Here is a 20093-nt window from a genome sequence, read left to right as displayed (position 1 = left end):
GCCTTTCGGTGGGACGCGGGTCCCGTAGGTGGATCGGAGGGAAGAAATCGAATCAGGCTTGTGCAACGCGCCGCAGCAGGCTCGTGGGCGTGCGCGGCCAGCCCACGCGGCCGAACCATGCGCCGCCCGCAATGGCCGACGCGATCACGATGCCGTAGACCACCAGCGCCACGCCCTGCGCCGCGAACACGCCGGTGAGCCCGCCGCCCCAGCGCAGCGCCAGCCAGCCGCCCGTGCCCGCCACGGCCAGCCGTGCGATGTTGCCGAGCACCGGCCACAGCAGGCGGCCTGCGCCCTGCGAAGCGAAGTACAGGACGAGGCCGACGCCGAAGAAGCCGTAGAGCGGCCCCACCACGCGCAGGTAGTGCGCGCCGGTTTCGAGCATCGCGGGGTCGTTGCCGAACAGCAGCAGCCAGGGCCGCGGGAACAGCGCGGCCGCAAGGCCGATGGTTTCGGTCAATGCAAAAGCCAATGCCGCACCGGCCCAGGTGGCGCGCAGCGCGCGCTCGCGCTGCCCGGCGCCCATGCAGGTGCCGACCATCGCGACCAGCGGCGCACCCAGGCCGAACACCAGCGGCACCAGCAGGTATTCGAGCCGCGAGGCCGTGCCGTAGCCGGCCAGCGCGCCCGAGCCGAAGTGCCCGGTCAGTGCGGTGGCGATGCCGATCGACAGGTTGGTCGCCACCGTCGACACCGCGCCCACCAGCCCGATGCGCAGGATGTCTCGGAACAGCGGCCAGCGCAGCTTCAGCGCCGCCAGCGTGGGACGCAGCAGGCTGCGTGGCGAGCGCAGGTAGACGATGAGCGCGATCGAGCCCAGCAGGTAATACAGCAGCAGCGCCATCGCGCCGCCGGCAATGCCCATGCCGGGCAGCGGCCCCCAGCCGAAGATCAGCAGCGGCGACGCCGGAATGAGGAACACCACGCCCACCACCGTCACGTTGGCCGGCACCGACATGTTGCCGGTGCCGCGGATGATCGCGGAGAGCGAATTGAAGAGCCACACCAGCACCGCGCCCGCGAACACCCAGTTCGAATACGTCAGCGCCGCATCGAGCGCAGGGCCGGTGCCGCCCATGATGGCGTAGAGCCAGCGCCCGCCGAACAGCAGCGCCAGCGAGAAGCACAGGCCGAAGCCGAGCGCGATGACGACCGCATGCCACACCAGCGCATCGGCGTCGTCGCGGCGGCGTGCGCCGAGCGCGCGGGCGATCGACGAGGCGATGCCGCCGCCCATCGCGCCACTGGACGTCATCTGCATCAGCATCACGATCGGGAAGACCAGCGCCATGCCGGCGAGCGCATCGGTGCCGAGCTTGCCGACGAAGTAGGTCTCGATGAGCCCGACGGAGGCCTGCGCCACCATCACGAGCACATTGGGGGCCGCGAGGCGCAGCAGCGTGGGCACGATGGGCGCTTCGAGCAGCCGGCGCGTGCGCGGATCGAGGTCGCCTTTGGCTTGCGTGGTCATGGGGGTGTTCTCAGGCACGCGCAGCCGCGCCGGCGACCGATGCGCCGGTCTTTGCCGCGGGACGGCGGATCGCCATCACGATCAGGGCCGCAACCAGGCAGGCCGCGCCGGCGGCGTACAGCGCCGGCGTGTAGGTCAGCAGCAGCGTGCGCGCAAAGCCCGCGCCGTAGGCGGCCGTGGCGGCGCCCAGCTGGTGCGCGGCAAAGACCCAGCCGAACACGAGACCCACCTTCGCGGGGCCGAAGGCAGCGCCAGCGAGCTTGACGGTCGGCGGCACGGTGGCGATCCAGTCGAGGCCGTAGAACATCGCGAACAGGCCCAGGCCGTAGATCGTGAATTCGGAGTGCGGCAGCCAGAACAGCGACAGCCCGCGCAGGCCGTAATACCAGAAGAGCAGCTTGCGGTTGTCGTAGCGGTCCGAGAGCCAGCCCGAGAGGATGGTGCCCACGAAGTCGAAGGCGCCCATCATCGCGAGCACCGAGGCCGCCGGCACTGCGCCCATGCCGTTGTCGCCGCACAGCGAGATGAAGTGCGTCTGCACCAGGCCGTTGGTGCTGAGGCCGCAGATGAAGAAGGTGCCGGCCAGGATCAGGAAGGTGCGGTTGGTCGCAACCTCCTTCAGCACGCGGAATGGCGTGGCGAAATTCATTGCGGCGGCAGGCGCGGCCGGTGCGGCGGGCTGCGTGCCGGGCGCCTCACCGAAAGCCAGCAGGCCGACGTCGGACGGCCGGTTGCGCACGAAGCACAGCGCGAGCACCGCGATCAGCACGCTGCCGATCACGATCGGCACGATGGCCGAGCGCCAGCCCCAGTGCTCGATCATCCAGGCCGCGAACGGCAGGAAGGCCAGCTGCCCCGTCGCCGAGCTGGCCGTGAGCATGCCGATGACCAGGCCGCGGCGCGCCACGAACCAGCGGTTGGCGACCACCGCGCCGAGCACCAGCGCCGTCATGCCGGTGCCGAGCCCCAGCATCAGGCTCCAGAGCACGAAGAGCTGCCACAGCTGCGAGGCCATGGTGACCAGCGCCATGCCGAGGCCGACCAGGGCGAGGCCGGTGCACATCACCGCGCGCAGGCCATAGCGTTCCATCAGCACGGCGGCGAAGGGCCCCATGAGACCGAACAGCGCAAAGCGCAAGGCGAGCGCCGACGAGATCTGCTCGGTGCTCCAGCCGAATTCCTTGCCCAGCGGCTGCAGCATGGCGCCCGGCAGGCCCAGCGCGGCCGACATGATCAGCATGGTCAGGAAGGTGACGGCGGCGACGATCCATCCGTAGTGGATGCCGCGGCGCTGGAGCCATGCGGAGACGGGGGTGGCGAACATGGGACCTCGGCTGTTGGAGTGGGGTGTGGAGGAGGAGGGAAAAGGAATCCGGCCTGCGCTGCATCCAGCGCAGTTGCGATGTCTTGGTGGGTGGGCGTCAGTCCTGGAGGTCTGCCGAATCGTCCGCGCCCAGCAGTTCGAGCGAGTCGTCGATCAGCTGGTGCAACGCGAGCACGCGCTCCACGCCCAGCAGCGCATTGAGCTTCTGCTGCGCGGTCTTCCAGTGGTGCTGCGCTTCGCGCCACTTGGCTTCGCCTTCGGGCGTGAGTGCCACCAGACGGCTGCGCGCGTCGGCGCCGGCGCTCTGCGCGACCCAGCCCGCGGCGATGAGCGGCTGCAGGTTGCGGCTCAGCGTGGAGGCGGTCATCTTGAGCTCGGCCGCAAGATCGACCGGGCGAACGGCGCCCAGCCGCTTGAGGTTCGACAGCAACGAGTACTGCGTGGTCTTGAGGCCGCTCTTCGACACCTCGGCGTCATAGTGCGTCGAAAGACGACGCATCAGCTGACGCACTTTGAAGCTGGTGCAGCCGCGTGGCTTGGTCTGGATGTCCATGGGTTATTATTGTAGCTGCAACAATTGCATATGCAACCTATCCCCAATGCCCCCAGGAGGAACACAGGCATGACGCAACCCACCAGCCAGCTCGACGCATGGATCGCCGAGGAGCGCCAGATCGTCGACCGTCTCGAAGGCGGCCCGGGCCCCGGGCTCGCCCGCCCCGAGCAGATTGCGGGCAAGACCGGACTCGAGGTCATGCAGGCCATGCTGAACGGCGACATTCCCTATGCGGCCATCGCCAAGACGCTGGACTTCACGATCCTGTCGGTGAGCAAGGGCGTGGCCGTGTTCCAGGGCACGCCGCTGGCGCAGCACCTGAACCCGCTGGGCACCATCCATGGCGGCTGGGTCGCCACCCTGCTCGACTCGGCCCTGGGCTGCTCGGTCCACACGATGATGCCGCCCGGCCGCGCCTACACGACCGCCGAACTGGGCGTGAACTACGTGAAGGGCCTCACGCCGAAGGTGCAGCGGGTGCGCGCCGAAGGCAAGGTGATCCACTGCGGCAAGCAGCTCGCGACCGCCGAGGCACGGCTCTTCGGGCCCGACGGCACGCTGTACGCGCATGCGACGACGACCTGCCTGGTGTTCGAGATTCCGCCGGCCCGCTGAGGCTTCACGCGCTTCAAGAAAACCTTCGGCCTGTAAGTCCAAAGAGGTCACCCTCCTCACGTCAGTGATAATTGTTCGCATCGGCGCCGCGAGTCGGATGCCGATGCTTCCCAGAACACATCACCGCCCCTGGAGGATCTTCCATGACCGAACGCTCCGGCATCCACGCCCGCGCTGCGCACGCACTGATCGGCGTCACCACCGCCTGGCTCGCCATCGCCGCCCTGCCCGCACATGCTGCCGACGAGCTCACGCTCTACACGACGCGCGAGGCCGCGCTGATCCAGCCGCTGATCTCCGCCTTCAGCGCGCAGAGCAACATCAAGGTCAACACGGTGTTCGTGAAGGACGGCCTGCTCGAGCGCGTCAAGGCCGAAGGCGCGCGCTCGCCGGCCGACGTGCTGATGACGGTGGACATCGGCAACCTGATGGACCTGGTCGACGGCGGCGTGACGCAGCCGGTGAAATCGGCCGCGCTCGAATCGGCCGTGCCCGCCAACCTGCGCGGCGCCGACGGCCAGTGGTTCGCGCTCTCGCTGCGTGCGCGCGTGCTCTACGCCGACAAGAACCAGCCGCTCACGAGCTTCCGCTACGAAGACCTCGCCAACCCGAAGTGGAAGGGCAAGGTCTGCATCCGCGCGGGCCAGCACCCGTACAACACTGCCCTCATTGCAGCACTGATCGCGCACGACGGCGAAGCCAAGACCGAGCAGTGGCTGCGCGGCGTCAAGGCCAACCTCGCACGCAAGGCCACGGGCGGCGACCGCGACGTAGCGCGCGACATCCTCGGCGGCATCTGCGACATCGGCTTGGCCAACTCCTACTACGTCGGTCACATGAAGAGCGCCAAGGAAGGCACCGACGCGCGCAAGTGGGGCGATGCCATCAAGGTGATCCGCCCGACCTTCACCAAGAGCGGTGGCACCCACGTCAACATCAGCGGCGCGGCCGTGGCAAAGAATGCGCCGCAGCGCGCCAATGCGGTCAAGCTGCTCGAGTTCCTGGTGTCGGAGCCGGCGCAGGCACTGTACGCCCAGGCCGACTACGAATACCCGGTGCGCAAGGGCGTGGCGCTCGATCCGATCATTGCTTCCAGCATCGGCGAGCTCAAGGCCGACTCGCTGCCCGTGGCCGAGATTGCCAAGTACCGCAAGCAGGCCAGCGCGCTGGTCGACAAGGTCGGCTTCGACCAGTGATGGAAACGGCCAGGCACGCCCTGCCGGTGCCTGAATGTCGATGACACGGCGCCAGCCACCAGGCCTGCAGGCTGCAGGTCCGGTCTGGCGCTTTGCCTCGTTCGCGATCGCCATCGGTGTGCTCGCGCCGGTGCTCACGCTGGCGTGGCTCGCGTTCGGCTCGGGCGTTGCGCACTGGGGGCCGCTCTTCGAACATGTGCTGCCGCGAGCGGCGCTCAACACCGCCCTGCTGCTGGCCGGCGTCGGCACGCTGGTGCTGGTGATCGGCACCGGCTGCGCGTGGCTGGTGACCGCCCATGACTTTCCGGGGCGCGGCGTGCTGCATTGGGCACTGCTGTTGCCGCTCGCGATGCCGACCTACATCGTCGCCTTCGCCTACCTCGACCTGCTGCATCCCATCGGCCCCGTGCAGGGCGCGATCCGCTGGATGCTGGGCTTCGACAGCCCGCGCCAGTTCCGCCTGCCCGACCTGCGCTCGATGCCGGGCGCGATCTTCGTGCTCGGCTTCGTGCTCTACCCCTACGTCTACATGACGGCGCGCGCGATGTTCATGACGCAGCCGGCGCACCTGCTGGAGGCCGCGCGCACGCTGGGCGAAAGCCGGCGCGGCGCGTTCTTCCGCGTGGCGCTGCCGCTCGCGCGCCCGGCCCTCGCCGTGGGCCTGAGCCTCGCGCTGCTCGAGACGCTCAACGACATCGGCGCTTCCGAGTTCCTTGGCGTGAACACGCTCACGGTGGCGGTCTACACCACCTGGATCACGCGCTCCGATCTGGCCGGTGCCGCGCAGATTGCCTGCGCGATGCTGTTCGTGGTGGTGGCCCTGGTCTGGCTCGAGCGCAACGGGCGGCAGCACCAGCGCTTCGGCTCGGCGCAACGCATGCGCGCCGTACAGCCGCGGCGCCTGCATGGCGGCGCGGCCTGGGCCGCGACCGCCGCCACTGCGCTGCCGGTGCTGATCGGCTTCGCGGCCCCGGCCCTTTACCTCGTCTGGGAAAGCGCCAAGCGGCTGCACCAGGGCGGTGGCATCTCGCACGGCCTGATCGCCAGCCTCGGCAACACGCTGGCACTGGCTGCGGGCGTCACGGTGATGGCCCTGGCCGCTGGATTGGTGGTCGCCTGGGCGGCGCGCAGCCAGGGAGCCAGCTTCAACCGCGCACGCTGGCAGGCACGCGCGGCCACGCTGGGCTACGCAGTGCCGGGCACCGTGCTCGCCATCGGCCTGCTCACACCGGCGCTGGCCTTCGATGCCGCATTGGCGACGGTGTTCGGATGGGAAGGCCTGCCGCTCATGAATGCCGGCATCGTGCTGGTCGTGGCCTGCGCGATCCGCTTCCTGGCCATGCCGGTGGGCAGCATCGAGGCCGGCCTGGCGCGCATCCCGCCGGCCATCGAACAGGCCTCGCGGCTGCTCGGCGAAACCACCGGCGGCACGCTGCGCCGCGTGCACCTGCCGCTGCTGCAGCCCGCGATCGCAACAGGCGCGCTGCTGGTCTTCGTCGATGCGATGAAAGAGCTGCCGGCCACGCTGCTGCTGCGGCCTGCCAACTTCGACACCCTTGCCACCTGGCTCTATGCCGAGGCCGCGCGCGGCACCTACGAGGAAGGCGCGATCGCGGCGCTCGCCATCGTGGTGGCCGGCCTGCTGCCGGTGGTGCTGCTGGCGCGCAACCAACTGGGCACTCCGCCGGTGGCGCCCGTTCCGGAAAAAGCATGAGTTCCGCCCTGCACCTCGATTCGATCCGGCTCGCGTACGAAACGCCGCGCGGCCTGCACACCGTCGTCGACGACTTCTCGCTCTCTCTGGCCGCCGGCGAAATCGCCTGCCTGTTCGGCCCCTCCGGCTGCGGCAAGACCACGGTGCTGCGCGCCATCGCAGGCTTCGAGCCTGTGCGCGCCGGCACGATCCACCTCGACGATGTGCTGCTCTCCTCGGCCCAGGCACACCTGCCGCCGGAGCAGCGGCACGTGGGGATGATGTTCCAGGAATACGCGCTGTTCCCCCACCTGTCGGCCGCGAAGAACGTGGCCTTCGGCCTGCGCCGCCTGAGCCGCGCGGCCCAGGAAGTGCGCGTGGCCGAAATGCTGGCGCTGGTCGGCCTGGCCGAGGCCGGCGACCGCTACCCGCACGAGCTTTCGGGTGGGCAGCAGCAACGCATCGCGCTCGCCCGTGCGCTGGCGCCTTCGCCGGCGCTGCTGCTGCTCGACGAGCCTTTCTCCAACCTCGACGGCAGCACGCGCGAACGCCTGACCGCGGAGGTGCGCGGCATCCTCCAGCGTGCCGGCCAGACCGCCATCCTGGTCACGCACAACGAGGCCGAGGCGCACGCGATGGCGGACCGCATCGGCGTGATGCACAACGGGCGCATCACGCACTGGCTCGACACCGCAACCTAGACGACCGTTCGCGAGTGGCCAGGAAAATGCCAAGCGCCCTGTGGCATTGCATGTGTCGAAGTTCCAGAGAACCAACCAGTGAAAAATCCTTCCGCTCTTTTCTTGCTTGCGCTCAGCCTGCTGGCAAGCAGTTTCGCCACGCCGACGGCTGCTTCGACCACCGGCGAGCCGATCAATTTTCTCTATGTCGGTGCGGGCGAGTTGGAGCGCCATCGTCAATTGCTCCGTCGACCCGATATCGCCGGCGTGCAGATTGTGTACAACTGGAAGGCGTTGGAGGGCGCTCCAGGCGTGTTCGACTTTTCGGCCATCGAAGCCGATCTGCGTGTCTTGGACACTCTGAACAAGAAATTGTTTGTCCAGATCCAGGATCGCTTCTTTGAGCCGGGCGCACGCCATGTGCCGCGCTATTTGCTCGAAGACCCGCGCTATGGCGGTGGACTGGTGCCTCAGTTCGATAACCCTGGAGAGAACAAGCCGCCAACCATCGGATGGGTTGCCCAGCAATGGAACCCGGCGGTACGCGAACGCTATCAGAATCTGTTGAAGGCGCTGGCAGCCCGCTTTGACGGCCAGGTGTATGGCGTCAACTTGCCAGAGACCGCCATCGACATCGATGCGAAGGCTGACCGCAGCGGTTTCAGCTGTGACGGCTACTTCGAAGCGGAGATAGAGAATCTCGCTGTCGCACGACAGGCGTTCAAGAAATCTTTCGTCGTGCAATACGTCAATTTTTGGCCTTGCGAATGGAACAACAGCCACAACTACATGGGGCGGCTGTTCGCCTATGCCGCAGATCACGGCATCGGCCTGGGCGGGCCGGATATCGTGCCCGGCCGCAAAGGCCAGATGAAGAATTCCTACCCTTTCTTCAATCGTTACAAAGGTCGGCTTGCAATGGTCGCCATGGCGGTGCAGGAACCGACCTTGACCTATACGAATCCCGTGACGCGCCGCCCTTTCACCAAGACCGAATTCAGCGACTATGCGATGAACTATCTTGGCGCCGGAATCATCTTCTGGAGCCCGCAATCCCCTTGGTTGAAGCGATGAGTGACAGCCGAAGATTCTCAAGATCGTAGATTGCCTGGTTCGCATCGCCCGGAGGACCGGCGATCGGCCGGCTCATAGCACAAGGCATCGGATCGGCGAATGGGCTTTTCGGGAAAAGGTTGTTCGGGATCGCAAGAATCGCGGCGATCCACACACAACCCGAGAACGGAAGCCCCATGCCGCAAGCCCTCACCCTCGTCAGCCACCTGCTGTGCCCCTACGTCCAGCGCGCCGCCATCGCGCTGGGCGAAAAAGGCGTTCCCTTCGAGCGCGTCGTGATCGATCTTGCCAACAAGCCCCAGTGGTTTCTCGACATCTCGCCGCTCGGCAAGGTGCCGCTGCTGAGGGTGCAGCGGCCCGACGGCACCGAAGCCGTGCTGTTCGAGAGCAACGTGATCTGCGAGTACCTCGAGGAGACGCAGCCAGGCGCCCGCCTGCACCCCGAAGACCCGCTCGCCCGCGCCGAGCACCGCGCGTGGATGGAGTTCGGCTCGGCCATCCTCGGCGACCTCTGGGGGTACGAGACCACGCAGGATGCCGCCGTCTTCGAACAGAAGCGGCTGGCACTGATCGCCAAGTTCGAGCGCGTCGAGGCAGCGCTCGGCACCGGCCCCTACTTTGCGGGCGAGCGTTTCAGCCTGGTCGATGCGGTGTTCGCGCCGGTGTTCCGCTACTTCGAGGTGTTCGATGCCATCAGCGACTCGCACATCTTCGACGCGCTGCCCAAGGTCGATGCCTGGCGCAAGGCGCTGGCCGCCCGCCCGAGCGTACGCGATGCGGTGGTGCCCGAGTACCCGCAGCACCTGATGGATTTCCTGAAGCGCTACCAGGCGCACCTGCTCACGCTGGCGGCTTGATCGCCGCGTCCGGAAGCCGACAATAGCGGCTTCCCCCTCCATCACTACACGGCACCACGAGATGCGACTCCTTCACACCATGCTGCGCGTTGGCAACCTCCAGCGCTCCATCGATTTCTACACGAAGGTGCTCGGCATGAACCTGCTGCGCACGTCCGAGAACCCCGAGTACAAGTACAGCCTCGCCTTCATCGGCTACGGCAAGGGCAACCCCGACCAGGCCGAGATCGAACTCACCTACAACTGGGGCACCGAGCGCTACGAGCTCGGCACCGCCTACGGCCACATCGCGCTCGGCGTGCCCGATGCGTACGAGGCCTGCGAAAAGATCAAGGCGGCGGGCGGCAACGTGACGCGCGCGGCCGGCCCGGTCAAGGGCGGCACCACCGTGATCGCCTTCGTGACCGACCCCGACGGCTACAAGATCGAACTGATCCAGCGTGCCGAAAGCGACGCCGGCGGCGGCCTGCGCTGAAACGCCCCGGGCAATATTCATGGCCAGCCCGAAGAAACAGGCGACCCGCCACGTTGCGCTGCTGCGCGGCGTGAACGTCAATGGCATCACCATCAAGAGCGCCGACCTGAAGGCGCTCTTCGTCGAACTCGGCTTCGGTGCCGTGCGCACGGTGCTCGCGAGCGGCAATGTGCTCTTCGACACCGATGAGGGCGATGCCGGCGCGCTGCGCACGCGCATCGAGCAGGCACTGCGCAAGCGCTTCGACTACGACGCATGGATCGTGCTGCTGAAGCAGAAGACCGTGGCCGAGATGGCCGCGGGCTATCCCTTCGAGCGCATCGACGAGGAACGGCATCCCTACATCGTGTTCGGCTCCGACCCCGCGATGCTCGACGAGGTGATCGAGAAGGCAGGCACCGCCGACCCCAAGCTCGAGCGCCTGAAGCAAGGCAAGGGCGTGCTCTATTGGCAATGCCCGCGCGGCGAAAGCACCGACACGCCGGTGGCCAGGCTGCTGGCCAAGACCCGCTACAAGTCGAGCACCACCACGCGCAACCTGCGCACGGTGGAAAAACTGCTGACGGACTGATCAGCAGCCCAGCAGGTCGGCCAGTTCGTTGATGTCGCGCGCATGCAGGCTGTTGTCGGCCTGCGGCGAAACATCCTTCGGCTTGGCGCGCCCGAACTCATGGGGCCGCTCGATGTAGGCAGTCTTGAGGCCGCAAGTGCGCGCCGCGGCCAGGTCGTCGTGATGCGCCGCGGCCAGCATGACCTGCCCCGGCGTTGCATCGAACACGCCCGCCACGCCGAGGTAGGTGCGCGGGTCGGGCTTGTAGGCCTTGAACACCTCGGCCGACAGCACGCAGTCCCAGGGCAGGCCAGCGCGCTTGGCCATCTCGGTCAAGAGGCCGATGTTGCCGTTGGAGAGCGTGCAGATGGTGAACTTCTTCTTGAGCCGGGTGAGCCCCGCCACCGAATCGGGCCATGCGGGCAGCCGGTGCCAGGCACGGCTCAGGTCGCGCTTGGCGGCCGTGTCGAGACGGTCGGCCAGGCTGAAGTCGCGGAGCACCTGTTCGAGCATGCTCAGGTGCAGCTCGTCGAGCAGCGTGAAGCCGCCCTCGCCCGCCGCGATGCGCTCCATCACCGACTTCATCGCCGGTTGGTAGCCCGCGCGCCAGGCCAGCGCGAAGGCCGCGCCGTCCACGCCCGGCAGCGCGCGCTCGGCCTCGGCGGCGATGCCGCTGTGCCAGTCGACCACGGTGCCGAAGACGTCGAAGGCGATGACCTTCAGATCGCTCGCGTCGAAGTCCGCGCGCATGATGGTCAGCGCGGCAACTGGCTCGCGGCGCGTGCCAATTGCTCGATCAACGCCCAGTTGCCTTCGCGGATCGCGTCGGCCGGCACGATCCACGAACCGCCCACGCAGGCCACGTTGGAGAGCGCGAGAAATTCGGTCGCGTTGCCCGCATGGATGCCACCGGTGGGACAGAAGGTGACGTCGCCGAACGGACCTTGCCAGGCCTTGAGCATCGGCAGGCCGCCGGCCTGCAGCGCGGGAAAGAACTTGAGCTCGGTGTAGCCGTCTTCCTGCGCCATCATGATCTCGCTGCCGGTGGCCACGCCGGGCAGCAGCGGCAGGCCGAGGTCGTGGCAGGCCTTGCCGACCGCGCGCGTGTAGCCGGGGCTCACGCCGAACTTCGCGCCGGCCAGTGCCGAGGCCTGCGCATCGGCCGCGCTGCGGATGGTGCCCGCGCCGGCCACGGCATCGGGCACCTCCTTCGCGATGGCCTCGATGCATTCGAGCGCCTGCGGCGTGCGCAGCGTGACCTCGAGCATGCGGATGCCGCCGGCCACCAGCGCACGCGCCAGCGGCACGGCGTCTTTCACGTCGTGCAGCACGATGACCGGAATGACCGGGGCGTCGCGCATCACGTCGAGCGCGGTGAGTTTTTCGTTCATAGCCATGAGCAGGCTCCTTCTTCGGCAGTCAATGCATTGCGGCGCATGCCGGCGAACAGTTCGCGGCCGAGGCCGTGTCCGTCGGCGATGCGCTGCGCTTCGGGTTGCATCGCGGTCTCGCGCGCAGCCCATTCGTCTTCGGGCAGCAAGACAGCGAGCGTACCCGCGACCGCGTCGAGGCGGATCAGGTCGCCGTCGCGCACCTTGGCGAGCGGACCGCCCGCTGCGGCCTCGGGCGAGACATGGATGGCCGCCGGTACCTTGCCCGATGCGCCGCTCATGCGGCCGTCGGTCACCAGCGCCACCCGGAACCCCTTGCCCTGCAGCACCGAGAGCGGCGGCGTGAGCTTGTGCAGCTCGGGCATGCCGTTGGCCTGCGGGCCCTGCCAGCGCACCACGCAGACCACGTCGCGCTCCAGCTCGCCGGCCGTGAAGGCCTTCTGCAGCGCAGCCTGCGAATCGAACACGCGCGCAGGCGCTTCGATCACATGGCGGTCGTCGGGCACCGAGGAGACCTTGATCACGCTGCGGCCGAGATTGCCGCTCAGCAGCTTGAGGCCGCCGGTGGCGCTGAACGGATCGACGACGGTGCGTGCGACGGCATCGTTCTTCGACGGTGCAGCGGGGTGCCAGGCCAGGCGCTGCTCGCCGCCTTCGACCAGGGCCGGGATGCCGGCGAACTCGCGGATGCCGCCGGCGCGCACCGTGAGCACGTCGCCGTGCATCAGGCCCGCGTCGACCAGCTCGCCGATCACGAAACCGGGGCCGCCCGCGGCCTGGAACTCGTTCACGTCGGCACTGCCGTTGGGGTACACGCGCGTCAGCAGCGGAACGATGTCCGACAGCTTCGAGAAATCGTCCCAGTCGATCACGATGCCCGCGGCACGCGCCACGGCCACCCAGTGGATCAGGTGGTTGGTGGAGCCGCCGGTGGCCAGCAGCGCAACCATGGCGTTGACGATGCAGCGCTCGTCGACCAGCTCGCCGATGGGCGGGCAGCTGAACGCGGCGTCGCTCGCCTTGCCGAGCACCGTGCGCACCGCCTCGCGCGTGAGCGTCTCGCGCATCGCATCGCCGGGCTGGATGAAGGCGGTGCCGGGCACGTGCAGGCCCATGGCCTCGAGCAGCATCTGGTTGCTGTTGGCGGTGCCGTAGAAGGTGCAGGTGCCCACTGTGTGATAGGCCGCCATCTCGGCGTCGAGCAGGCCCTGCCGGCCCACGAGGCCCTGCGCCGCCTGCTCGCGCACCTTCGACTTGGCGTTGTTCGAGAGACCCGAGGGCATCGGCCCCGCGGGCACGAACACGGTCGGCAGATGGCCGAAGTGCAGCGCGCCGATCAGGAGGCCCGGCACGATCTTGTCGCACACGCCCAGCAGCAGCGCGCCGTCGAACATGTCGTGCGTGAGCGCGACCGCGGTGCTCATCGCGATCACGTCGCGGCTGAACAGGCTCAGCTCCATGCCGGGCGTGCCCTGCGTGACACCGTCGCACATCGCGGGCACGCCGCCGGCCACCTGTGCGGTGGCGCCGAGGCGCCGCGCCTCCTGCTTGATGATGTCGGGATAGCCCTGGTACGGCGCGTGGGCCGAGAGCATGTCGTTGTAGGCGGTGACGATGCCGATGTTGGGTGCGCGCTCGGTCACCACCCTGAATTTGTCGTTGGCCGGAATGCCCGCCACGGCGTGCGCCACGTTGGCGCAGCCCATGCGGTCGGAGCCGCGGTCGCGGCTGCGGATTTCGGCCAGCCTCGAGAGGTAGGCGCTGCGCAGCCCATGGCTGCGCTCGCGGATGCGATCGGTGACGTCGCGGACGGTGGGGTGTGTGCTGCTCATGGGGGTAGATGGCTCTTGCTGCGTGTCGCCAGAGCGACTGTGGGCCTGGAGGCCCATGGTACCAAGTCGAGAGGGAAGACCTGATGAAATACGGTCGCCAAACGATACGAATTTACTCAGGCATGGCCCGCAGCGCGGCAGGAACGAAAAAGCCCGGCATCACCGGGCTTTTTCATTGCGTGCTGACGGTTACTCAGTCCACCAGCTTGACTTCGACGCGGCGCGCCTCGGCGTTGTTGCCCGAACCTGCCGTCACGGCCGGCTTCTGCAGATCGATCTTGCCGGCCGGCACCCCCAGGCCCACGAGCACGTCGCGCACCATCTCGGCGCGCTTCTTCGCGAGTTCTGCGTTGATGGCGGCATCGCCGGTGGTGTCGTGGAAGCCCGAGACCACTGCCTTGCGGCCGCTCTCGATGCCCTTGATGACCGCGGCCAGCGCTTCGGCGGCGCCCGGTGCGAGATCGGCGCTGCCGGTCGCGAAATAGAAGTTCACCACGCCGTTGGTCACGCGGATGCTCGCGCCGTCGGGGATCGTGACCGTCACCGTCTCGGTCACTTCGGCCACCTTGGGCTCCGCACCGGGCGCGGGCGCCGGGATCACCACCGCGGCGGGCCTGGCCTGGGCCGCGGTTGCAGTGCCGCCGTGTCCCTTGTGCCAGATCACGATGCCCACGACGAAGAAGATCACCAGTGCGATCAACGCCATCAGGAAACCGAGGATGAAATTCTGCTGGCCGTCGTCTTCGCTCATGGGGGGGCGTGCTCCGTAATTGAGGGGTCGGTAAATAATGGTGCGGTGAACCATGATCACGAAATTGTAGGTGGCGCCCCTGAGGCGCCCGTGTCGGACCCCGCGCCGGATCCCGGACCGCCGGGACTGGACCCCATGCCCAAGCCCCTGCGCGACCCGCAGCCGATGCTCGAGCGCGCCATCGCCGATTGGGGCGGGCACGACGATCTCTGGCTGTTCGGCTACGGCTCGCTGATCTGGCGGCCGGAATTCGGCTTCATCGAGCGGCGGCCAGCCTGGGTGCACGGCTGGCACCGGGCGCTCAAGATGTGGAGCCGCATCAATCGGGGGAGCATCCAGACGCCGGGCCTGGTGTTCGGCCTGCTGTCCGGCGGCAGTTGCCGCGGCATGGTGTTCCGGGTGCCGAAGGCCGAAGGGCTCGAAACGCTGCGCCGCCTCTGGCTGCGCGAGATGCCGACCGGCGTGTACGACCCCAAGTGGCTCAGCTGCGGCACGGCCGAGGGCGCGGTGCGCGCGCTGGCCTTCACGCTGTCGCGACGCAGCCCCAACTTCACCGGCGAACTCAGYGACGAGCGTTACCGTCACATCTTCACCCATGCGGTCGGCCGCTATGGCAGCTCGCTCGACTACGCACGGCAGACCCTGCTCGAACTGCAGCGGCATTCGATCCACGACGCGGCGCTCGCCCGGCTGGTGGCGCTGGCTGCCGTGAAGCAGGAGCAACAGCAGCAGTCCGAGGCCGCGACCGATTGCGATGCGCCCCCGGCTCCGGTATATGTTCCGGGGTCTTCCGACAAATCTTCCCAACCTTCCGGACCGTCCAAGGAAAAACCATGAACCATCGTCGTCTCATCGCCACCGGCACCGCCCTCCTCGCCACCGCCGTGCTCGCCGCCTGCGGCAGCATGGGCGGCAAGCCGAGCACGGCCATCGAACTGGTGCCGACCGCCGCGATCACGCCCAACCCGACCCGCGGCACCGTGAAGCTCACGGCCCTCGACCACGGCGTGCGCGTATCGGGCGAGGTGCGCGGCCTGGTGCCGGGCAGCGAGCACGGCTTCCACATCCATGAAAAGGGCGACTGCGGCGACAACGGCAATGCCTCGGGTGGCCACTTCAACCCGACCGGCGGCACGCACGGCAAGTTCGCCGCACCGGGCAGCCATGCCGGCGAACTTCCGAGCCTGGTGGCCGATGCCGGCGGCGTGGCGCGCTTCAGCGTCGACGACCACTCGATCTCGCTGAGCGACGGCGCCGCCAACAACGTGGTGGGCCGCGCCCTGGTGGTTCACCGCGACCGCGACGACTTCACGACGCAGCCGGCCGGCAACTCGGGCCCGCGCATCGCTTGCGCGGTGATTACGCGCTAACCCCACGGTATCCTGGAACAAAGCCCCGACTCAGCGATGGCCTGAGCGCTCGATCCACAGCGCCTCGGCGCGCGCCAGGGCCTCGGGCGTGTCGATGTCGGTCACGACACCGGCATCGTCCACCACCAGGTCCACGACCGAATCGATGGCGCGCATCGACCGGAGAACGGGCGATGCGCCCTGGTTCCCCTCGAGCGCCGCAAGCTGCGCACGACATCCGGCCGCGAAGGCGACCGGGTGCCCGCGCTCGCCCAGGTACTGAGGCTGCACCGCGTTCACCCGGCCGCCGAGCGCGCCGGCCACCCGCTGCAGCGTCTCGGGCCGCACGAGCGGCAGATCCCCCGGCAGGATCAGCCAGCCGGCCGCGTCGGACGTGGCGCGCACCGCAGCGGCAATCGAATCGCCCATGCCCGGATGGCCGACGTCTTCCAGGTGCCACCGCAGGCCGCTGGCACGCACGGCATCGAGCGTGCGCTCCAGCACCGGCTTGCCCGCAAGCAGCGCCTTCAGCTTGGAGCCCTTGCCGCCAGCCGCAATGAAGCGCTCGCTCCGGCCGGAGGCCAGCACGATCACTACCGGGGAATTCGCTTGGGTCGTCATGGGGCGAGTATGTGCGCAACAATCCCGGCATGACTTCCTCTCCCTCCAACGAAACGCTGGCCGCGCTGCGCAAGAGCTACGAGCGCGCCGAACTCGGCGAGGCCCACAGCGCCGGCGATCCGCTCCAGCAGTTCGAACGCTGGCTCACCGAGGCCATCGACGCACAGGTGCCCGAGCCCAATGCGATGACGCTGTGCACCGTGGGCAGCGACCTGCGGCCGTCGAGCCGCATCGTGCTGATCAAGGGCTATGACGCCCGCGGCATCGTCTGGTACACCAACTACGAAAGCCGCAAGGGCCGCGAACTCTCGGGCAACCCGTATGCGGCACTGCAGTTCCATTGGGTCGAACTCGAGCGCGTGGTGCGCATCGAGGGCCGCGTCGAGAAGGCCGGGGCCGAAGAAAGCGACGCCTACTTCGCCAGCCGCCCGCTCGACTCGCGCATCGGCGCCTGGGCCAGTCCGCAGAGCGAGGTCATCAGCGGACGCGATGTGCTGGTGAAGAACGCGGCCGTGGCCGCTGCCAGGCACCTGCTCTCGCCGCCGCGCCCGCCGCACTGGGGCGGCTACCGGCTGGTGCCCGACCGCTGGGAGTTCTGGCAGGGCCGCAAGAGCCGGCTGCACGACCGGCTGCGCTACCGGCTCGAAGGTGCGGACTGGGTGCGCGAGCGGCTCGCGCCCTGAATCTCGTCAGGCCTCGCAGCCTACGACTTTGAATTCGACGCGACGGTCCAGCGCGTCGCTTGCATCGTCGGCGCCCGTGCCGACGATGTTCTCGCGAAAGCCCATGCCGGACTCGCGCAGCTTCTTCGACAGCGGCGGCGCCTCGGTCACGAGCCGGCCCTTCACGCTCACCGCGCGCTGCAGCGACAGCCGCTCGTTGACCGCCTCCGAGCCCGTGCGGCTCGTGTGCCCCGCCACCACCACGCAGGCGTCGATCTGGGCCGCCTGGCGCGCGATCTGCCGCAGCCACATCGGGTAGGCCGCGCTGATCTTCGGATCGGCCAGAAAGTCGGTCGAGCCCGGCTTGAACAGGAACTTGACGCTCAGGTTGTTGGTTTCCAGACCGAGGCGCGCGATGGTGCCGAAGGTCTTCTCCGCATCCGCCGTGCGGCCCAGTTGCGACTGCGCGAGGTACAGGCCGCTGTAGATGCGCAACTGTTGCCCGTCGGGCCGCTTCGATGCGGCCTCGTAGCGGGCCAGCGCCTCGCTCATGCGGCCGGCTTCATAGGCCGCGGTGGCTTCCTGCAGCACGGTCGAGGTCGGCAGGCGCTCGAGGTAGAGCGCATCGGCGGCCTGCCCCGGCTGCGTTTCGGCGGTGCGGATGTAGCCTTCCACGCCGCGGTCCTTGCCGTTCACCGGGCTGTCGCGGAAGAAGGCGGTGGGCCGCGTGTCGAGCGTTGCATCGCTGATGCGCGTCACCGACTGCGCGATCACCATGCCGCTCTTGATCTCGGTCAGCGCGAGGTTCAGGCGGTAGGGGCCGCCGGAGGCGGCCTTGTCGCGCATCAGCGTGCCGTTCAGCACGTACTGCGCGTTCCCGATCTCGGTCGTGTTGAACGGCGTCACGGTGAACTGCTTGAACTGCGCCTGCATGCGCTGGACGATGCGCTGCTCGGCCACGCGCRTCACTTCGGTCTGCTGGCCGCTCGCGCCTTCGAGCAGCGGGTCGATCACGATGCGGCTCTGCTTGAGCGACGACTCCACCTTGGCGAGGAAAGCCGGCAGCTTCTGCGTCTGCACCATCAGGTCGTCCACCGCCTGGTTGACGGCCTGGTCGAAAGGCATGGCATTGCCCGGTGCGGGGCGATGCGCGCAGGCGGCGGCCAGCACTGCGGCACAGAGCGTCAGCACGCGCAGTGCGGTCCGGATCCGTTGAGTGATGGTGTTCGTCATCAGCACTGACTCCTCAATGTCTTCATGTCCTCTTCCGACAGCGGCTCGCCCACGGCGGCGCGCATGTTGATGTCGCTGCAACGCCTGGAGGGCGCGGGCCTCTTTGCGACGGGCTCTCTCTGCACTTCCTGCGGCGGCTGCTGCGGCGGCGCCACCAGTGCCGTTGCCTGCGGCCTGGGCCTCGCGCCCGGCCGCGCAGCGGGCGCCGGTGCGGGCCTGGGCTCCGCCTCCGCCGGTTTCTCGGCCGGCTCGCGCGGCACGCTGACCGAGAGGCACGGTGTCCTGCATGGTCTTGCGTCGTCGGCCGCCCGCGCGGGCAGGCCGGAGAGCGCGATCACCGTCGCGACCACCGCCATAGCAACAAGGGGCGAAGAGCGCGCCGGGTCATTCATCAGCCGGCAAATGTAGGGCGAGAGGCGCCGCTCGCCATCCCACCAAACGGCCACCCCTGCCAAACGGCATAGGGGCGCGGCCGCGGCCGATAAGGCGAAAGTCCGCGAGCGGTCTACGAAGGGAAAACCGAAGGGTTCAGGGGAGCCACTGCACCCAGACCATCACGAGCGTCAGGGTGCCGAGGGCGAGCACGGTCGACACCGCGACGCTGGCCGTCACCAGGTCTTCGGCCGTACGGTAGCGCTGCGAGAACAGGAACACGTTGGCGCCGATCGGCAGCGCCGCCGCCACGACCATCACGGTGAGCGGAATGCCGCGCACGCCCAGCAGCCAGCCGATGGCGGCCACCAGCAGCGGATGCAGCAGGTTCTTGACCAGCGCCTGCACCAGCGCGCCGCGCCAGTGCCGGCCGATGGGCGTGAGCGCCAGCGTAATGCCCACCATCACCAGCGCCACCGGCCCGAAGGCCTGGCCGAGCAGCTGGATCGGCTTGTCGATGACCTCGGGCATCGCGAGCCCCGTCTGAGCGAACAGCAGCCCCGCGATGATCGGCAGCGGCACCGGATGGATGATGGCGTTGCGCAGGGCGCGCAGCACGGTGCGCGCCATCGAGCGTTTTTCTTCGCCGCCGACCACCGCATGCTCGCGCGCGACGGCCAGCTCGAGCACGACCGTGGCGCTGGTAAGCAGCACCAGCGAGTGCAGCGAGATCAGCGTGAGCAGCACCACCATGCCCTCTTCGCCATAGGCGAGGCCGATCAGCGCGATGCCGATCATCACGGTGTTGCTGTAGGTGTTGGCGAGCGCGATCACGGCCGCCGTGCGGTTGAAGCCGCGCAGCGCCAGCGTGCCCGCGAACAGCAGGCCCGAGGCGAGGAAGTACGCCGCAACGGGCTTGAGACTGAGCTGCTCCACGTGCACCGTGCTCATGGCGCGGAACAGCAGCGCGGGGGCGAGCAGCAGGAAGATGAGGTTCGACAGGTCCTTGACCGCGTTGCCGCCGATCCATCGGCGCCGGCCGGCGAGGTAGCCCGCGGCGATGAGAAGGACGACGGGCAGCAGCGAGGAGATGACGAAAGAGTTCACCCTGTCGAGGATAGCTTCTTGGCCGGCGCGCAGTGCTTGCGGTAGCGGTGCGTTTGAGGCGCTCTTGTTCAGGGCGCGTGCACAGGACACCGGGTACTCCCCTCCGCGAATGTCCCCCGCTTCGGCTTCCGCCCCTCCTCCTTTGTTTCGCTGCGGGGAGCACCCGGTGCCCTGTGCACGAGGGCACGCTGCTGGTTTGCGGCCGATCAACCAGTGCTCTGAGCGATCACGCCGATGGTGTGCTCTGCGCAGCGAAATAAAGGAGGAGGCCTGCGGCCCTAGGC

At 68.3% G+C, this 20093-nt stretch carries 22 protein-coding genes; 12 read left to right on the top strand and 10 right to left on the bottom strand.

Annotation, left to right across the window (positions count from 1 at the left end):
* Positions 1 to 52 precede the first annotated feature (52 nt).
* The 3 genes from AC1DXX_RS30150 to AC1DXX_RS30140 form a co-directional block, all read right to left on the bottom strand.
* A complete protein-coding gene (locus tag AC1DXX_RS30150; protein WP_478137877.1) occupies positions 53 to 1471 on the bottom strand; it encodes an MATE family efflux transporter in 1419 nt (472 codons plus the stop codon).
* A gap of 10 nt (positions 1472 to 1481) precedes the next feature.
* A complete protein-coding gene (locus tag AC1DXX_RS30145; RefSeq protein WP_478137876.1) occupies positions 1482 to 2795 on the bottom strand; it encodes an MFS transporter in 1314 nt (437 codons plus the stop codon).
* A 97-nt stretch (positions 2796 to 2892) separates the two neighbouring features.
* Positions 2893 to 3348 carry a MarR family winged helix-turn-helix transcriptional regulator gene (locus AC1DXX_RS30140; RefSeq protein WP_478137875.1) on the bottom strand — a complete coding sequence of 152 codons (456 nt, stop codon included), beginning with the start codon at positions 3346 to 3348 and terminating at the stop codon, positions 2893 to 2895.
* A 69-nt stretch (positions 3349 to 3417) separates the two neighbouring features.
* On the opposite strand from AC1DXX_RS30140, the gene AC1DXX_RS30135 reads away from it, so the two are divergent.
* From AC1DXX_RS30135 to AC1DXX_RS30100, 8 genes are all read left to right on the top strand, one after another.
* The gene (locus AC1DXX_RS30135) at positions 3418 to 3966 is read left to right on the top strand and encodes a PaaI family thioesterase (protein WP_478137874.1); all 549 of its coding nucleotides are present in this window, start codon (positions 3418 to 3420) and stop codon (positions 3964 to 3966) included.
* A gap of 143 nt (positions 3967 to 4109) precedes the next feature.
* Positions 4110 to 5162, top strand: coding sequence for a Fe(3+) ABC transporter substrate-binding protein (locus AC1DXX_RS30130; RefSeq protein WP_478137873.1), 1053 nt, complete (start codon positions 4110 to 4112; stop codon positions 5160 to 5162).
* 34 nt (positions 5163 to 5196) lie between these two features.
* A complete protein-coding gene (locus AC1DXX_RS30125) occupies positions 5197 to 6876 on the top strand; it encodes an ABC transporter permease (protein WP_478137872.1) in 1680 nt (559 codons plus the stop codon).
* Positions 6873 to 7556 carry an ABC transporter ATP-binding protein gene (locus AC1DXX_RS30120; protein WP_478137871.1) on the top strand — a complete coding sequence of 228 codons (684 nt, stop codon included), beginning with the start codon at positions 6873 to 6875 and terminating at the stop codon, positions 7554 to 7556. The genes AC1DXX_RS30125 and AC1DXX_RS30120 overlap by 4 nt, the downstream gene beginning before the upstream one ends.
* A gap of 78 nt (positions 7557 to 7634) precedes the next feature.
* Positions 7635 to 8609 (top strand): hypothetical protein, encoded by a 975-nt coding sequence (locus tag AC1DXX_RS30115; RefSeq protein WP_478137870.1) that lies wholly within the window; start codon positions 7635 to 7637, stop codon positions 8607 to 8609.
* Positions 8610 to 8785: 176 nt separating this feature from the next.
* Positions 8786 to 9466, top strand: a complete 681-nt coding sequence (locus AC1DXX_RS30110) for a glutathione S-transferase family protein (protein WP_478137869.1) — start codon at positions 8786 to 8788, stop codon at positions 9464 to 9466.
* 61 nt (positions 9467 to 9527) lie between these two features.
* Positions 9528 to 9941: a lactoylglutathione lyase gene (gloA, locus tag AC1DXX_RS30105; protein ID WP_478137868.1), complete on the top strand. Its 414-nt coding sequence runs from the start codon at positions 9528 to 9530 to the stop codon at positions 9939 to 9941.
* 19 nt (positions 9942 to 9960) lie between these two features.
* Positions 9961 to 10512 carry a DUF1697 domain-containing protein gene (locus AC1DXX_RS30100; RefSeq protein ID WP_478137867.1) on the top strand — a complete coding sequence of 184 codons (552 nt, stop codon included), beginning with the start codon at positions 9961 to 9963 and terminating at the stop codon, positions 10510 to 10512.
* On the opposite strand, the gene AC1DXX_RS30095 is transcribed toward AC1DXX_RS30100, so the two are convergent.
* From AC1DXX_RS30095 to AC1DXX_RS30080, 4 genes are all read right to left on the bottom strand, one after another.
* Positions 10513 to 11241 carry a haloacid dehalogenase type II gene (locus AC1DXX_RS30095; RefSeq protein WP_478137866.1) on the bottom strand — a complete coding sequence of 243 codons (729 nt, stop codon included), beginning with the start codon at positions 11239 to 11241 and terminating at the stop codon, positions 10513 to 10515.
* A 5-nt stretch (positions 11242 to 11246) separates the two neighbouring features.
* Positions 11247 to 11888, bottom strand: a complete 642-nt coding sequence (gene eda, locus AC1DXX_RS30090) for a bifunctional 4-hydroxy-2-oxoglutarate aldolase/2-dehydro-3-deoxy-phosphogluconate aldolase (protein WP_478137865.1) — start codon at positions 11886 to 11888, stop codon at positions 11247 to 11249.
* A complete protein-coding gene (edd, locus tag AC1DXX_RS30085; protein WP_478137864.1) occupies positions 11879 to 13714 on the bottom strand; it encodes a phosphogluconate dehydratase in 1836 nt (611 codons plus the stop codon). The genes eda and edd overlap by 10 nt, the downstream gene beginning before the upstream one ends.
* Before the next feature lie 193 nt (positions 13715 to 13907).
* Positions 13908 to 14465, bottom strand: coding sequence for an OmpA family protein (locus tag AC1DXX_RS30080; RefSeq protein ID WP_478137863.1), 558 nt, complete (start codon positions 14463 to 14465; stop codon positions 13908 to 13910).
* A 135-nt stretch (positions 14466 to 14600) separates the two neighbouring features.
* Between AC1DXX_RS30080 and AC1DXX_RS30075 the strand changes: the two genes are divergently transcribed.
* Both AC1DXX_RS30075 and AC1DXX_RS30070 read left to right on the top strand, forming a co-directional pair.
* Complete coding sequence (locus AC1DXX_RS30075) at positions 14601 to 15302, top strand: gamma-glutamylcyclotransferase (protein WP_478137862.1); 702 nt, start codon at positions 14601 to 14603, stop codon at positions 15300 to 15302.
* Positions 15299 to 15835, top strand: a complete 537-nt coding sequence (locus AC1DXX_RS30070) for a superoxide dismutase family protein (RefSeq protein WP_478137861.1) — start codon at positions 15299 to 15301, stop codon at positions 15833 to 15835. Before AC1DXX_RS30075 ends, AC1DXX_RS30070 begins: the two co-directional genes overlap by 4 nt.
* A gap of 30 nt (positions 15836 to 15865) precedes the next feature.
* Here the strand turns inward: AC1DXX_RS30070 and AC1DXX_RS30065 are convergent, their stop codons facing one another.
* Positions 15866 to 16435 (bottom strand): nucleotidyltransferase family protein, encoded by a 570-nt coding sequence (locus AC1DXX_RS30065; RefSeq protein ID WP_478137860.1) that lies wholly within the window; start codon positions 16433 to 16435, stop codon positions 15866 to 15868.
* 29 nt (positions 16436 to 16464) lie between these two features.
* On the opposite strand from AC1DXX_RS30065, the gene pdxH reads away from it, so the two are divergent.
* Positions 16465 to 17118, top strand: a complete 654-nt coding sequence (gene pdxH / locus AC1DXX_RS30060; RefSeq protein ID WP_478137859.1) for a pyridoxamine 5'-phosphate oxidase — start codon at positions 16465 to 16467, stop codon at positions 17116 to 17118.
* A 6-nt stretch (positions 17119 to 17124) separates the two neighbouring features.
* Here the strand turns inward: pdxH and AC1DXX_RS30055 are convergent, their stop codons facing one another.
* Positions 17125 to 18330, bottom strand: coding sequence for an OmpA family protein (locus tag AC1DXX_RS30055; protein WP_478137858.1), 1206 nt, complete (start codon positions 18328 to 18330; stop codon positions 17125 to 17127).
* A gap of 24 nt (positions 18331 to 18354) precedes the next feature.
* Here AC1DXX_RS30055 and AC1DXX_RS30050 point away from each other — a divergent pair, with 24 nt between their 5' ends.
* Positions 18355 to 18738, top strand: coding sequence for a hypothetical protein (locus AC1DXX_RS30050; protein WP_478137857.1), 384 nt, complete (start codon positions 18355 to 18357; stop codon positions 18736 to 18738).
* Between the two features lie 120 nt (positions 18739 to 18858).
* Here the strand turns inward: AC1DXX_RS30050 and AC1DXX_RS30045 are convergent, their stop codons facing one another.
* A complete protein-coding gene (locus AC1DXX_RS30045; protein WP_478137856.1) occupies positions 18859 to 19809 on the bottom strand; it encodes an AEC family transporter in 951 nt (316 codons plus the stop codon).
* Positions 19810 to 20093: the final 284 nt, after the last annotated feature.

It is taken from the genome of Variovorax sp. P4_B10, from assembly GCF_056402375.1.
Note: the sequence above shows the minus strand (reverse complement) of the source record. Positions and strands in the feature narration are given on the sequence as shown.

Excerpts from the sequence above, each read along its gene's own strand:
- AC1DXX_RS30150 (WP_478137877.1), bottom strand. The coding sequence starts at position 1,471 with ATGACCACGCAAGCCAAAGGCGACCTCGATCCGCGCACGCGCCGGCTG.
- AC1DXX_RS30145 (WP_478137876.1), bottom strand. The coding sequence starts at position 2,795 with ATGTTCGCCACCCCCGTCTCCGCATGGCTCCAGCGCCGCGGCATCCAC.
- AC1DXX_RS30140 (WP_478137875.1), bottom strand. The coding sequence starts at position 3,348 with ATGGACATCCAGACCAAGCCACGCGGCTGCACCAGCTTCAAAGTGCGT.
- AC1DXX_RS30135 (WP_478137874.1), top strand. The coding sequence starts at position 3,418 with ATGACGCAACCCACCAGCCAGCTCGACGCATGGATCGCCGAGGAGCGC.
- AC1DXX_RS30130 (WP_478137873.1), top strand. The coding sequence starts at position 4,110 with ATGACCGAACGCTCCGGCATCCACGCCCGCGCTGCGCACGCACTGATC.
- AC1DXX_RS30125 (WP_478137872.1), top strand. The coding sequence starts at position 5,197 with ATGTCGATGACACGGCGCCAGCCACCAGGCCTGCAGGCTGCAGGTCCG.
- AC1DXX_RS30120 (WP_478137871.1), top strand. The coding sequence starts at position 6,873 with ATGAGTTCCGCCCTGCACCTCGATTCGATCCGGCTCGCGTACGAAACG.
- AC1DXX_RS30110 (WP_478137869.1), top strand. The coding sequence starts at position 8,786 with ATGCCGCAAGCCCTCACCCTCGTCAGCCACCTGCTGTGCCCCTACGTC.
- gloA (WP_478137868.1), top strand. The coding sequence starts at position 9,528 with ATGCGACTCCTTCACACCATGCTGCGCGTTGGCAACCTCCAGCGCTCC.
- AC1DXX_RS30100 (WP_478137867.1), top strand. The coding sequence starts at position 9,961 with ATGGCCAGCCCGAAGAAACAGGCGACCCGCCACGTTGCGCTGCTGCGC.
- AC1DXX_RS30095 (WP_478137866.1), bottom strand. The coding sequence starts at position 11,241 with ATGCGCGCGGACTTCGACGCGAGCGATCTGAAGGTCATCGCCTTCGAC.
- eda (WP_478137865.1), bottom strand. The coding sequence starts at position 11,888 with ATGGCTATGAACGAAAAACTCACCGCGCTCGACGTGATGCGCGACGCC.
- edd (WP_478137864.1), bottom strand. The coding sequence starts at position 13,714 with ATGAGCAGCACACACCCCACCGTCCGCGACGTCACCGATCGCATCCGC.
- AC1DXX_RS30080 (WP_478137863.1), bottom strand. The coding sequence starts at position 14,465 with ATGAGCGAAGACGACGGCCAGCAGAATTTCATCCTCGGTTTCCTGATG.
- AC1DXX_RS30070 (WP_478137861.1), top strand. The coding sequence starts at position 15,299 with ATGAACCATCGTCGTCTCATCGCCACCGGCACCGCCCTCCTCGCCACC.
- AC1DXX_RS30065 (WP_478137860.1), bottom strand. The coding sequence starts at position 16,435 with ATGACGACCCAAGCGAATTCCCCGGTAGTGATCGTGCTGGCCTCCGGC.
- pdxH (WP_478137859.1), top strand. The coding sequence starts at position 16,465 with ATGACTTCCTCTCCCTCCAACGAAACGCTGGCCGCGCTGCGCAAGAGC.
- AC1DXX_RS30050 (WP_478137857.1), top strand. The coding sequence starts at position 18,355 with ATGTCCTCTTCCGACAGCGGCTCGCCCACGGCGGCGCGCATGTTGATG.